The sequence below is a fragment of the Uliginosibacterium flavum genome (assembly GCF_040566545.1).
GTDB classification, from domain to species: domain Bacteria; phylum Pseudomonadota; class Gammaproteobacteria; order Burkholderiales; family Rhodocyclaceae; genus Uliginosibacterium; species Uliginosibacterium flavum.
In genome coordinates, this window is record NZ_JBEWZI010000007.1 from 155,097 (window position 1) to 168,837 (window position 13,741).

Annotated in this window: 11 protein-coding genes and 1 pseudogene; 6 read left to right on the top strand and 6 right to left on the bottom strand. The window is 58.2% G+C overall.

Annotation, left to right across the window (positions count from 1 at the left end; genetic code table 11):
- Positions 1–8 precede the first annotated feature (8 nt).
- The 3 genes from glgX to ABXR19_RS08515 all read left to right on the top strand — a co-directional run bounded on the left by glgX (position 9) and on the right by ABXR19_RS08515 (position 4,356).
- Positions 9–2,081, top strand: a complete 2,073-nt coding sequence (gene glgX / locus ABXR19_RS08505; protein ID WP_354600691.1) for a glycogen debranching protein GlgX — start codon at positions 9–11, stop codon at positions 2,079–2,081.
- Between the two features lie 76 nt (positions 2,082–2,157).
- Positions 2,158–3,642, top strand: a complete 1,485-nt coding sequence (gene malQ, locus ABXR19_RS08510; RefSeq protein ID WP_354600692.1) for a 4-alpha-glucanotransferase — start codon at positions 2,158–2,160, stop codon at positions 3,640–3,642.
- A gap of 291 nt (positions 3,643–3,933) precedes the next feature.
- On the top strand, positions 3,934–4,356 hold the full coding sequence (locus tag ABXR19_RS08515; RefSeq protein ID WP_354600693.1) for an HAD domain-containing protein: 423 nt from the start codon (positions 3,934–3,936) through the stop codon (positions 4,354–4,356).
- Between the two features lie 597 nt (positions 4,357–4,953).
- On the opposite strand, the gene ABXR19_RS08520 is transcribed toward ABXR19_RS08515, so the two are convergent.
- From ABXR19_RS08520 to ABXR19_RS08530, 3 genes are all read right to left on the bottom strand, one after another.
- Complete coding sequence (locus ABXR19_RS08520) at positions 4,954–5,790, bottom strand: SDR family NAD(P)-dependent oxidoreductase (RefSeq protein WP_354600694.1); 837 nt, start codon at positions 5,788–5,790, stop codon at positions 4,954–4,956.
- 85 nt (positions 5,791–5,875) lie between these two features.
- On the bottom strand, positions 5,876–6,880 hold the full coding sequence (locus tag ABXR19_RS08525) for a zinc-dependent alcohol dehydrogenase family protein (protein WP_354600695.1): 1,005 nt from the start codon (positions 6,878–6,880) through the stop codon (positions 5,876–5,878).
- A gap of 41 nt (positions 6,881–6,921) precedes the next feature.
- The gene (locus ABXR19_RS08530) at positions 6,922–7,680 is read right to left on the bottom strand and encodes an SDR family oxidoreductase (RefSeq protein ID WP_354600696.1); all 759 of its coding nucleotides are present in this window, start codon (positions 7,678–7,680) and stop codon (positions 6,922–6,924) included.
- A gap of 182 nt (positions 7,681–7,862) precedes the next feature.
- On the opposite strand from ABXR19_RS08530, the gene ABXR19_RS08535 reads away from it, so the two are divergent.
- Entirely contained in the window at positions 7,863–8,741 is an 879-nt protein-coding gene (locus tag ABXR19_RS08535; protein WP_354600697.1) for a LysR family transcriptional regulator, read from the top strand.
- Between the two features lie 473 nt (positions 8,742–9,214).
- Here the strand turns inward: ABXR19_RS08535 and ABXR19_RS08540 are convergent, their stop codons facing one another.
- Positions 9,215–9,652, bottom strand: coding sequence for an HAD-IC family P-type ATPase (locus tag ABXR19_RS08540; RefSeq protein ID WP_435594308.1), 438 nt, complete (start codon positions 9,650–9,652; stop codon positions 9,215–9,217).
- Positions 9,637–10,014, bottom strand: coding sequence for a hypothetical protein (locus ABXR19_RS08545; RefSeq protein WP_354600698.1), 378 nt, complete (start codon positions 10,012–10,014; stop codon positions 9,637–9,639). Before ABXR19_RS08545 ends, ABXR19_RS08540 begins: the two co-directional genes overlap by 16 nt.
- A 992-nt stretch (positions 10,015–11,006) precedes the next feature.
- Between ABXR19_RS08545 and ABXR19_RS08550 the strand changes: the two genes are divergently transcribed.
- Positions 11,007–11,540 (top strand): response regulator, encoded by a 534-nt coding sequence (locus ABXR19_RS08550; RefSeq protein ID WP_354600699.1) that lies wholly within the window; start codon positions 11,007–11,009, stop codon positions 11,538–11,540.
- Here ABXR19_RS08550 and ABXR19_RS19700 read toward each other — a convergent pair.
- A pseudogene (locus ABXR19_RS19700) lies at positions 11,516–11,599 on the bottom strand (hypothetical protein); the annotation flags it as partial. The gene ABXR19_RS08550 and the pseudogene ABXR19_RS19700 overlap by 25 nt on opposite strands.
- A gap of 133 nt (positions 11,600–11,732) precedes the next feature.
- Here ABXR19_RS19700 and ABXR19_RS08555 point away from each other — a divergent pair.
- A complete protein-coding gene (locus tag ABXR19_RS08555) occupies positions 11,733–13,454 on the top strand; it encodes a MarR family winged helix-turn-helix transcriptional regulator (protein ID WP_354600700.1) in 1,722 nt (573 codons plus the stop codon).
- Positions 13,455–13,741: the final 287 nt, after the last annotated feature.

Sequence of the window (13,741 nt, forward strand, 5' to 3'; positions counted from 1 at the left end):
AAGCATTGATGGAAAACCCGCTCGCACTGGAACCCGGCAAGCCCTGGCCCCTCGGCGCGCACGCCGACGCGGCAGGGGTCAACTTCGCAATTTTCTCCGCCAACGCGACCGCAGTATTCCTGTGCCTGTTCGACGCGGCCGGTGAAAACGAAATGATGCGCCTGCCGCTGTCATGCCACACGCTTGACGTATGGCACGGCTATCTGCCCGACGCCAAACCCGGCCTGATTTACGGTCTGCGCTGCGAGGGACCGTGGGCGCCTCAAGAGGGTCATTACTTCAATCCGGACAAGCTTCTTCTTGATCCATATGCACGCGAAATCGTCGGCCGCTTCGACTGGAGCGATGCAAACTTCTGCGCCATTCCCGACAGCCACGAACAGCTGTGTACCATCGACAACGGCAGCCGCGCACTCAAGGCCCGCGTGCCGGCCCCCGACAGCTTCGACTGGGGCGATGACCAGCCCCCGGCGCTGAGCCCCGCCGACACGGTAATCTACGAGCTGCACATCAAGGGTTTCTCCAGGCTCAATCCGGCACTGCCCGAAGCCCTGCGCGGCACCTATGCCGGCCTCGCCCACCCGGTTTCCATTGCGCACCTCAAACGTCTGGGCGTCACCGCGCTGAGCCTCCTGCCGGTGCATTACCACCTGGACGAGTTGCGCCTCACGCAGATGGGCCTGGTGAATTACTGGGGCTACAACAGCATCAATTTCTTCACACCCGACCCGCGCTTTGCTTCAGGCAACGAAGGCCTGTCGGTGCGTGATGAATTCCGCAGCATGGTCCGCGCACTCCATGCCGAAGGCATCAAAGTATTTCTGGACGTAGTCTACAACCACACCGCCGAGGGCGATGCCACCGGCGCCAGCATCAGCTTTCGCGGGCTGGACAACGCCAGCTACTACCGCCTGGACGCCAATAACAAACGCACCTTCATCAACGACACAGGTTGCGGCAACACGCTCGACATCCGTCAGCCCAACGTCCTGCGTCTGGTGCTGGACAGCCTGCGCTACTGGGTCAGCGACATGCATGTCGACGGTTTCCGTTTCGACCTCGCCCCCATCATGGGGCGCGACGATGGCGGTTTCAATCCACGCGCGGCCTTCTTCGCCGCCGTGGCGCAAGATCCCGTACTGTCGCATGTCACCATGATCGCCGAGCCTTGGGACATCGGCCCCGGTGGCTACCAGCTGGGAGGATTCCCACGCGGCTGGCACGAATGGAATGACCGCTTCCGCGACACTCTGCGCGCCTTCTGGCTCAGTGCCCCGTGCACACGCGGCGATTTCGCAATGCGCCTGTGCGGCTCCTCCGACCTGTTCCAGGCCAACCGGCGCGAACCGCTGGCCTCGGTCAATTACGTTGTCTCCCACGATGGCTACACCCTGCGCGATCTGCTCAGCTATGTCGTGCGGCGCAATCAAGCCAATGGTGAAGACAATCGCGATGGCCACAATCACAACCTCAGCCACAACTGCGGCGAAGAAGGCCCCAGCACCGATCCCGCCGTAACCGCGCTGCGCAGCAGGATGCAACGCGTGCTGCTGGCCAGCGCCATTTTCTCGCAAGGCACGCCGATGCTCGCGGCCGGCGACGAACTGGGCCACAGCCAGCAGGGCAACAACAATCCCTACTGCCAGGACAACGAGACCACCTGGATCGACTGGGAAGCGGCCGATCAGGACCTGATCGGTTACACCGCCCGCCTGCTGTCGCTGCGCCATCAGGCCATGCTCTTCGCCACGCACTGGTACCGGCGCGGCGTCAGTGATCTGGTCTGGCTGCGCCACGATGGCGAAGCCCTGCACAGCCACGAATGGCGTGACAACGGTGCACGCATACTGGGCTGCCTGATCAGCCAGCCTGGCCGCGCCAAAGTGCCGCTGCTGCTGCTAATCAACGCCGAAACCGTCGACCACCGCTTCCTGCTGCCTGCGGGCGAATGGCGTGTGTGGCTGGACACCGCCCATCCGCGCGGCGAATCCGACTGGCATGGCCACGGCGAAACCCTGTTCCCGCTGGCCGCACACAGCATGGTGCTGTTGGCCGCCGGCGGGGCGAAAATTCATCTGTAGGAGCGGCTTCAGCCGCGAATGTCATTCGCGGCCGAAGCCGCTCCTACAAAACGCCAGCAACAATCAGGACAAATTCATGCGATTCCCCCGTGCCAGCGGCATCCTCCTCCACCCCACCTCGCTCCCCGGCCCGCACGGCTCCGGCGATCTGGGCATTGAGGCACGCCATTTCGTCGACTGGCTCGCCGCCAGCGGCCAGTCGCTGTGGCAGATTCTGCCGCTGGGCGGCATCGGCCCCGGCAACTCCCCTTACATGAGCAGCTCGGCCTTTGCCGGCAATGTTCTACTGATTGATCTGGCCGAATTGCAAGCACAGGGTTGGCTGCCTGAAAAACTCGCACCTGATTCAGCATTTTCTGGCAGCGCAATCAACTTCGCCGCCGTCGTGCCATGGCGCATGACGCGCCTGCAGGAGGCCGCGAAGAACTTCTTCCTCACGGCCAGCTCAGGAACCCGCCAGGACTACGCCGACTTCTGCGCCGCGCAGGCCGACTGGCTCGACGACTACGCCCTGTTCATGGCGCTCGCCGATCACCACGGCTGGCAGGACTGGTGTGACTGGCCGGCGCCACTGGCCTGCCGCGATCCCGCAGCACTGGCCGAAGCGCGCAAAGCCCACGCCGAGCGCATCAATTTCTGGAAGTTTTGCCAGTGCGCCTTCTTCCGCCAGTGGCACGCGCTCAAGACTTACGCCAATTCAAAGGGCGTCCAGATCATCGGCGATGCGCCGATCTTCATCGCCTATCAAAGCGCCGAAGTCTGGGCGCGGCCCGATCTGTTCGAACTTGACGCCGCTGGCAAACCACAAGTAGTGGCCGGCGTGCCGCCCGATGCCTTCAGTGCGGAAGGTCAGCGCTGGGGCAATCCGCTGTATCGCTGGTCGGCGCACGCAGCAGAAAAGTACGCCTGGTGGATCACCCGCATCCGCCGCACTTTCGAGCTGGTCGACATCGTGCGCATCGACCACTTCCGGGGCTTCGTCGACTACTGGGAAATTCCCGCCAGCGAACCCAACGCCATCAAGGGCCGCTGGCTGCCGGGCCCCGGCGCGGCGCTGTTCGAGGCTATCGGCGCGGCACTCGGCCCGCTCAAGATCATCGCCGAAGACCTCGGCATCCTCACTCCGGCGGTGGATGCCCTGCGCCAGCAGTTCAAGCTGCCCGGCATGCGCATCCTGCATTTCGCCTTCGGCAGTGACAATAAAAACGCCTACCTGCCACACAACTACAGCCCGGACACTGTCGTCTACACCGGCACCCACGACAACGACACCACGCGCGGCTGGTGGGCGCAGATCGGCGACGCAGAACGCCAGCACGTGCGCGACTACCTCGCCATCGACGGCCACGACATCCACTGGAGTCTGATTCGCGCGGCCTGCGCCAGCGTTGCCGACACCGCGATCCATCCGCTTCAGGACGTGCTCGGACTGGGAGCGGAGGCGCGCATGAACTTCCCCGGCAAGGCCGAGGGTTACTGGCAATGGCGCTTCGAGTGGCCGCAGATTCAGCCGCAGCATGGCGCGCTACTTTCAAGTTTTTGCAGGCTGTATCGTCGCTGAGGAATTGGTTATTCGCTGTTGATGTAATCTGGAGAGCCCAAACATCCTTGGGCTTGAGCGGAGGAGTGTAAGTTCGACAGATCGAGACGCTAATTTTCGGCTTCAATCAAAACGGGGCAGCCGGTGAGCAACGCAGTATAGAACGACTGACCAGCTGATCTAATGTCCATGCTGGCCAAAAATTTTCCTATCTCTATCCGCAAAAATGACCTACGCGTACTCTACACACCTAGGCGTGTACGACGCAATCGACATATTTAACCAACTCTTGCACTCATGTAAAGTGACTGCATGAGCACCATTACCCACATATTTATAGACTTCGACGGCACGCTGCATACAGCAGATGTGCGCACGCGCGACCTGTTCTGCTGGCTGCCGCTCCTAGTCAAAATCCTAGAACCCTACACGGCGGTACGCATAATCGTCAGCTCTGATTGGCGAACGCGCTGTAGTGACGAACAGCTCATCCAGATATTGGGACCTCTTGGTAGTCGCTTTGCGGGAATTACCGAGACGTATGGATCGGATCGGGCCCAAGAAATTCGTGACGACGTCCGCGCCAGAAAGATTACACGCTGGCTTGCCTTGGATGACCACGAGACCGTACAGATAGCAGCCAAAAGCAATCCCCGCTTTGTCTGGTGCCCTCCGGACCAAGGCATTTCATGCCCTGTAGTGCAGGCAAAACTGAAGGGGCTGCTGGCAAGCTGAGCTTGGACTGCGCCTTCTTTTGTATGAACTTCAGTGCTCACGGCTGCGTTCCAGAAACCTAACTTGTAAGTGGACGGACCCAGGGATCCGTCTACGGTTAATAGTGCGGACAGAGAGCGAGGCACGACAGCGCATGAACGCCCGCTTTCGGTACGCATGTCTGACGGTCCGTTGATGGCCGGCTTCTGCCTGATTGTACGCATTCGGCATACGTTCCGCAGCCCCAGGTACACCAACGACCGCTCTCACTGTCCTTATCCGGATCATGCCGATTCTTAACCCGACATTCGTAGTCGCCACGGTTAAAAGCTGGGTTATCTAGTCGAGCTGTGCCTCAGCCGGATGCTCGGTGACTTCAGCTCGGCCGAAATAGGTAGTTGAGTTTCTACGCGATTTAGTCAGCTATATTCTGGTTCGTAGTAGGGGCGCTGAGCATGGCAGATTGAATTCAACTACGTCGATCTGCATTCCATTGGAGCGTTCCAGAGAAGACCGCAGCTGACCAGAAAACGCTAACCAGCCACGGCTCCAGGGCGATGACTACGAAGCAACGAGAGGGAGAAATACCATCGTCATGTAGTTATAATCGCACGACCTTCACGAATGCTCGGCAACAAAATTGTTGAACCAAGGACGCAGACCACCCAAGGTAAAGCCTCCATCGACCAGTAGACTTTGACCGGTGACAAATCGCGCCTCATCAGAGAGCAGCCAGACCACCGCATCGGCAACGTCCTCCGGCTGACCGATGCGTTGCAATGGCGTGTGCTTCTGGAACGGCAACGCGGCCGTCTCTGAAGCAAGCACGCCACTGGCCATCGGTGTGGCGATGATGCCTGGACTGACGTTGTTGATGCGAATTTGCTTGGAACCCACTTCCAGCGCGACTGTGCGAGTCAGCGCATCCAACGCCGCTTTTCCCGCCGCATAGGCTGCCAGCCCGGGCATTACGCCATGCGCCGTCCACGATGAGGTGTTAACGATGGCGCCCCCGGCGCCCGCCGCCTGCATGGTGGCAATCTCGTATTTCAGGCAGGCGAACACACCGCGCAGATTGATCGCCATCACCGCGTCGAAATCGGCAAAGCTCATTTCCTGGAGGGGTGCGAAGGCGCCCAGCACGCCGGCATTGTTCCAGGCCATGTGCAAAGCACCGAAGGTAGTAACGGTCTTCGACACCAGCGCCTCTACCTGCTCCGGATCTGACACATCAGTCGGGACGGCCAAGGCGATGCCGCCGGCAGCCTTAATGTCAGCGACGACCTGATTCAACTCCGCCGGCCGTCTACCTGCAATCACGACATTGGCGCCTTCGCGACCAAAGCGCAACGCGGCTGCCTTGCCCATGCCGGTTCCGCCGCCGGTGATGAGAACCGTCCGTCCGCTGAAGCGCTTTTCTGGGAATACGTTTGTGGTCATTTTCAGTTTCTCCAAACTGGCCTGCCTGGCAGGCCGAGTGACAGGGTGGGCACAGGCTGCCCATTGTTGAACAATCAGAATGCTGAGGGTCTTCCGTGGCTCAATGCGTGATGCCCAGCTTGCCGAAGTGCCGCCCTCCGACACTGAGCTCGGCATACGCCGCGTGGGTGTCGTCGATACTGAAAACGCGGTCGATGACCGGCACGATGTGATGGGTGGCAATCGCTCGGGCCGCCTCCGCCAAATCGGCCACCGAGCCGGTGTTGTTACCGACGATGCGCAACGCCTTGACGATGATCGGCAGCAGGTCGATCGTGGATGCGGTACCACCAACAAAGCCAACCGTGAATACCGTGCCGCCCACCGCCGCCGCGTTGAGCGAGCGCACGATGGTCGCTGCGCCAACCGTCTCCACGACCAGGTCGGCGCCGCGCCCTTCGGTGAGTTTCAGAACCTCGTCGTCCCAGGCCGGCGTGGCGCGGTAGTTGATCAGGTGATCCGCACCAAGCTGACGCGCACGTTCCAGCTTTTCATAGGACGACGACGCAAGAATCACCGTGGCACCAGACGCTTTGGCAAACTGCAAGGCAAAGATGCTGACTCCGCCGGTTCCCAGTAGCAGCACCACCGATCCGGGGCGCAGTTGCGCCGAACGCACCGCGTTCCAGGCCGTTGTCGCGGCGATGGGCAGCGCCGCACCCTGAACAAAATCCAGGTGAACCGGCAAGGCAACCAGGCACGTGGCCGGGACGACCACGTACTCGGCCAGCGATCCAGGCAGCGTAACGCCGCGCATTGCGGCGACATTGCGCGGCATGATGGCTCCGCCCTGCCAGTTCGGCATGAAGTGCGGGATCACCCGGTCGCCAACGGCCAGGCCGCTGACGCCTTCACCCAGCGCGGCGACTTCGCCCGCACCGTCAGCAACCGGAATCATCGGGAAGTTGGCGCCGGGGAAGTCGCCCGTCGCGATGGCCACGTCGACAAAGTTAAGCGCGGCGGCGCGCAGGCGTACCAGTACTTCACCACGACCGGCCTTCGGATCAGGCAACTCGGTCTGGCGAAACGCGGTGAGGGAGGGAGCGGTAAGCTGGATGGCTTTCATGGTTTTTTCTCAGGGATGGAAAAAGTGTTGTGCGGGGAGGGTCAGTGCGCAAAGAAATGCATGCCGCCATCGACCGGGATGACGGCGCCGGTGATGTAGCGTGCCAGCGGCGAGGCGAGGAAGGCGACCAGTTGCCCGATGTCTTCCGGATCGCCGAAGTAGCCGATGGGGATGTTCCGGGCGATGAAAGCGCGCCGGCTTTCATCGGTCGGGTGCAATTTGTCGAGGACCTGCTCGCTGTTGATCCGGCCAGGCGGGATCGTGTTGACGGTGATGCCCTGTGCTGCCACGTCGCAGGACAGGCCCTTGGCCCACAGATGCAGCGCCGCCTTGGCGGCGGTGGCGGCATTGAGCGAGCGGGGCTCCATCGAGCCGCTGATGTTGACGATACGGCCCCACTGTCGCGCCTGCATCGCCGGCAACACGGCCTGGGTCAGCCGGCGTGCGGCGGTGAAATTCAAGGCGAAGGCCTCGTCCCAGTCCGCGTCGGAGCCATCGTGCTGCGTCGGGCGCGCACCGCCAGCGCAATTGACCAAGATATCGATTGGGCCGAGCACCGCACCAGCTTGCGCAACGATGCGCGTCGCGTCGGCCGCGACGGTCACGTCACCGATCACGACGAGGGGTCTTTCTGCTCCGGTGCCGGCGATTTGCGTGGCGAGGCGTGCAAGCAGGTCGCCGCGCCGCGCCGTGATGGCAAGCCTGACGCCTTCCCGGGCCAGCACCCGCGCGACACCGGCACCGATGCCGGCGCTGGCCCCCGAGACCAGCGCGGCGCGTCCTTTGATATTCAAGTCCATGATCGTTTCCCAATCGTTGAGGTGCGGTGACTGCAAGCCGACCTACCCAGCCATTTCTGAAGTCCCGGGTTTGTCCGAGTGGCCCTCGGCCACTGCGGCAGCAGGAAAGGCATCAGTGTCATTGAAAATAAAACGGAGATAAACTGCGGCACGATTGATTGATTTGCAACTAGGGATTTTTAATGAACCTCCTCGACAGCATGAAGGTGTATGTTCTGGCCGTTGAAAAAGGCAGCTTGAGCGCTGCCGCGACGGCTTGCCGCATTTCGGCGACGATGGCCGGCAATCACCTGCGCACGCTCGAAAAACGTCTGGGAATGCAACTGCTCAACCGGACAACCCGGCGCCAACATCTCACCGCCTTCGGCGAGGACTACTACACGCGCTGCAAGGAAATCCTCAGACTGGTGGCCGAAACGGATGTGCAAGCACAAAATTTGCAACTGGCGCCCGCCGGGAAGCTGCGTATTTCCGCGCCCGTCACCTTCGGTACCGAAGCGCTGATGCCCGCTTTGGCCGTGTACTTGGAGCGTTACCCTGAAGTGAGCGTCGACGTGGTTTTGTCTGATCACGTCGTGGATCTGGTCGAAGAAGGGTTCGAGGCCGCGATCCGTATCGGCCAATTGCCAGATTCAGCGCTGATAGCCAAGTCGCTGGCGCCTTATCGGCTGATGATTTGCGCGTCCCCAGCCTACTTGGCACGCCGCGGCACGCCGGAAAAACCGGAGGATCTGAGCCAGCATGAATGCTTGTCTTTCGCGCCCGCCGCTTTGGTGCATTGGCGCCTGACGGACCACGACGGTGCCTGCCGCGTTCCTGTTTCCGGCCGATTGCAGGTCAATCACGGACAGGCGCTACGCGTTGCCGCGTTGCACGGCCTAGGTATCGTATTGCAACCCGCGATTTTATTGGAGGCCGATGTGCGGGAAGGTCACCTTGTCCAACTATTCCCCACACATGAACTCCCCAGCCGTCCGATGAGCGTGGTCTATCTTTCGGATAGGTACCGCTCGCCCAAGCTGCGCAGCTTTGTGGATTTTTTGGTGGAACACTTCTGCTGACAGGAGTGTACCGCTGGCATTCGGTCAGCGTTGCTACTGGGGCATGGTGGTCGACAGAACTCGCGATTGCTCTGGCCGAGTTGCCGAGTCGCCGAGTCGCCGAGTCGAGGCAGTGACGATGTCAGTTTGCCCACCAAAAACCGGTCGTTCGGCTAAGTCGTCAGAAACCGCCGGCCGGCTTCTGTCTGACTGTACGCATTAGGCACTCGGCATTCGGCATTCGCTTCGCATCGCCTAGTACGCCAACGACCGGTCTCACCGTCCTCATCCGGATCAAGCCGACCCACAAGAGACATTCGACCCGAAGTTCCACCAACGACAGCTTACGAAGTTAAGCTGCCTTTCGCCCAGACATTGCCGTCGTGAACACAGGCCTTCGGTTCTTGTTGGGATTGAAGTCGGCGCTATTTGCGCAGTAGTCTAAGTCCGTTCGCCACCACCACCAGACAGCCCCCAATCGGCAAAAATGCCATCTACATCGTACCAGTACCCATCAAGGTCAGAACGAGAAACACGGCCTTTATGCTCAAGGCAAGCGCGATATTTTGCAATAGCAACGCATGCGTGTAGCGAGACAGGCGAATGAAGCGTGACAGCTTGAGCAAGTCGTCGTCCATCAGAGCAACGTCTGCCGCGTTCATTGCAAACCCGATGTCGGCACATGCGAGAGCCGGGCCATCATTAATGCCATCACCAACCACGCCGACAGCACCACTACTTGAGAGCGTCTCCTCAATCACCTTGAGCTTGTCTTTTGGCAGCAAATTGCGGTGCGCTTCGTCGATGCCGACCAGAGTCGCAATGGCGAGTGCCGTGTGGGCATTGTCACCGGTCAGCATGAGGGTCTTGATCCCCAGTGCGTGGAGTTCCGCAATTGCCTCGCGACTGTGTTCTTTCACCGTATCCGCCACGGCGAACAATCCGAGAACGCCCTGGGTACGCGTGGAGCGATGGTTCTGCGGGGCATCCTTACAGCGATCCGAAAGGACCGGATGCCTCGCGGATGATATGGTTTTTTATTGCCGGGCAATTTTCCAGAACAGCAGACCAGGATCAGGAATTCACCCAACTGGAAGTTTGGCAAAGCCGCCGCGCAACCCTGCCCAACCAGATCGAACGCCCGCACGTCAGGACGCAAGCCGAGGAGTTCAATGACGTAACCAGAGAGGCCGGGACACAAGTACCCAGTACACGTACTTACGATTACTGCATCTATTTCAGTCGCTTCAAGCCCGGCATTCTTAAGCGCGCGCTCGCCTGCCTCGGCGGCCAACGCAGGCGCCTTGCTGGCGAAGCGGTGCGAAAGCGTATTTGGGTCAATGTTGAATGCGTCCTAGATCGAATCGACGGCGAGGCGACGTGCATCGATTCCATTATCATTGTGCAGAACCGTTCGCATAATGAAGCGAGTGCGCGAATTCAAGCGCTCTGACCACGCGGACGCTTCGAACGCTTTCAGGCATTCTACCTTCGTGTAGCGCTTCGGCGGATTCGCGGTGCCAATGCCGCGAAAGTACATTGCTGATTTGTCAGAAGCGATGATCATCCCGCGAGTGCCATTCTGCGCATGGCACATGAATCGGCTTCGCCGATTTCTTTCGCTGATAGTCCCTGAGCGCCACTATTAACTTTTCGCATTACCGGAATTCCTTGTCACTTGGCACGCAGGAGCGCAAAAAGTTTTCCATCGGCGGGTTTCATATGTGCAATGCGTAGATTACGCCATAGGACGCGGTAACAACCTGTCGCCAGCGTGAGATATGTAGACGCACGATCTTCCAACGGGAATGTGGTGTCGGTGCGCTAACGAACCCATCGTGTCCATGCGCGAAACGCGCCTCCTGTTACCCGTGGTGCCGCAGTTCTTCGAAGACGCATGTACAAGCTGAGTGCTTTGCGATGGCAAAAATGCCGTTCTGATGATCGTCTTCTATCAATTTTTTAGTCTTATGTACTCCAACGTACTGACCGTACCAAAATTTGCAATTAGTTTTCTGTTCGAACGAGAAGCTCGGTCACGTTAGCGCGGCCCTCGCTACGCGCATCCCAAATGCGCCACCCGATGTACTGATATTGAAGGCCCACGTCTACGAGGCAGGATGGATATCGCAATGGCGCACACCCGATTTTTCATTTTCCCGGTCTCGCTTGAGGCCCTGGCATCAAGGGCAACCCCTGCCTTCGGCATCTTTTTCCAGCCCCTCAGGAGAGCATTCTCGAATGGCTGCGACATAAATGTGAGACGCGCGCACTCGGTACCATGCCATGAATGATGCCACCACTGTACTTCTTATCGAGGACGATCCCGCTGATGCCAAACTGATCCAGGACGCTCTTGTTGACACGGCAGACGGCTGCTTTCACGTGGAATTGGTGACTTGCCTTGCCGAAGCGCTGAAACGACTCAATGAAGAGCGTGTCGAAGTAATTTTGCTGGATGTGACATTGCCCGACGCTCAGGGCATCGACGCCTTCGATCGGGTGTCGCACGCCGCGCCGGATTCCCTGATTCTTGTTCTCTGTGGCGCAATTGATGAAGAAACTGCGCGTCAAGCCATGCAACGCGGCGCGCACGACTATCTTTCCAAAGCTCATATTGATGCGCACTGGCTGCCACGTGCTCTGCGCTATGTCATAGAGCGCGAAAGCGCGCGCGACGCGCTGCGGAATAGCGAAGAGCGCTTCCGGGCGATAAGCGACGCCTCTCCACTGGGCAGCATCGCGCCCTCCCAACAAGGTGGCTCAAGCCCGATGTACATCCCCACAATCATGCGAGAGAACTGGTCGACCACCAGATAGAGGGTCGGACGGCCGAGGATCTTGTTCGGATCAAGCCGGGAGACGATATAGACGTCCATGACCGTTGCATCGATGTAGTAACGAATATGGGATAGCGCACAAGTCGATATTTCGCTTCAGGAGAAGGTTGCTGCTCTCGATCACGCACTATCGCCACAAGCTATTGAGCGGCTGCTTATCTATCGAACGTTCTTGCGGAATGTAGTTGAGGAAATTAGGAATGAGCTCCAGAAAAAGCTATCGAATTCACTTTGGGAAAGAGTAAAGAATTCATTCTCAGGTCGCGTCGAAAGCTTGCATTCTGAGCTTGAAGCCTTTCTGGAGAACTATTCGGATGAAAACTTCATACGCGTAGTCGGCATCCGCTGTATGCAACGGAAGGAGTCTGGCTCTTCGGCATCGACCTCCCAAAGAGTTGCTAGTGCGGCGCTTAATATTTCTCAGGAAAAGGTCGGAGCCACTTTAACGTCTGAGTCGAAGGAGGCAAATGAGGTCAAGCGCTCAGGCGAATCAGAGTATGCCGATTTGTTGCTCAATGTATTCAATCCCGCAGATCTAATCGGCAAACTGAAATCGGTTCTGAAAAGGGCAGGATTTCGGCATCTATTTGTACTGATTGATGATTTCTCTGAGCTACCGCTGGACCCTATGCGGGCGGTCGTAGACGTGCTTCTTGCTCCGCTAAACAACCTCTCAGATGAGTTCATCAAGCTCAAGATTGCGGCGTATCCCGGACGGATCTATCTAGGATCGATAGACCGCACGAAGATCGACGAGGTTTACCTAGATTTATTTAAATTGTATGGATCCGGCGACATCACCCGATTGGAAGAAAACGGCGTCGATTTTACAAAGAGGCTTGTACTTCAACGCCTCACACACTACTGCGGGGCAGACCCAACTCGATTCTTCGAGAAGAACAACGAAGAAGTTTTCAGGCATCTCTTCAATGCTTGTCTCTGCAATCCCCGAATTCTTGGACACACACTTGTTTATCTGTATGAATCTCATGTTTCAGCGGGAAAAGTCATTGGCCTAAGAGCGATTGCCGATGCGTCCCGCAAGTTCTACGAGGAGAAAGTTGAGAGTTTCTTCCAGTCAGGGCGATTCCTACAGGAAGCATTTGATGAAAGATCGTCAATATTCAGCTTAAAAGAGCTATTGGAATCGTTTGTTCATCGTGCGCGCGAACTACGTCGCCACACATCCAGTGTCTTCACTGCCATCGAAGGAACGCCTCCAACCAGTCACTTCCACGTTGCTCTTGAGCACGAACCTCTCCTGGCGACGCTGGAGCTTAATTTCTTCTTGACGAAGTATTTCGAGATGACAAACCGTGAGGGGCGCAAGGTTGCAATATTTGCGCTCAATCTTGGGCTCTGCGAAAAATACGCGATCGCCTTCGGAAGACCCACGGGGGAGCGCGTCTTTCGCCTTTACTTCGTTGAACGAGTTTTTGACTACTCGCCCCAGATACTGAACTATCTTCGTAACAATCAGGAAATTGTTTGTTGTGGCTGCGGCGCGAAGTTCGAATTGGTGGACTTGGACAAGCTTCAATTCTTTGGAATGCGCTGCCCCAAATGCCAAGAAGGCCATTGCAGAGTCATAAATCTGTCAAGAAAATACGAATCAGAGCTTAAGTCGGTCAGGGGGGAGCTGCTACTTCCGCGAACAGAACTGGGCATTCTTCAAACGTTGGAAGCGTCCAGCGAGTCGATGCGGGCTGGCGAAATAGCGGAGGAATTAGACTGCTCCCATCAGCTAGTTGGCCGTAGAGCCAAACATCTTGAAGAACGAAAATTGGTCGACAGGGAACTTGATACTGATGGTCGGCGGACGTATGCACTAACCGAGCTAGCCAGGCGAAGTTACTTTGACCCAACCGTCTCGGCAGATCTCAAGGTGGAGTAGTCACGAATGACAGACCTAAGCGGCGTAGGTCCGCTTAGGTATTGAAGAAGATAGATCGGCGAAGCATAAGCACTGGCCGTTCTGGCCGACGATGAGTCGGCAAAAGCTTTAAAGTCTGTCGCCCCCTATGTCTGTCCGAATCTCTGCGCCCGGAGCTCGGCATTGCTGCCGTTCAGCCCCTCTGAACTGAGTGACAGAGTTCGGATGAAAAATAGGCTTAACCGTCTCTTCAACCACAGCAACAACTACGCGACCTGAGATGCACGACCTGCACAGCCTTACGGATA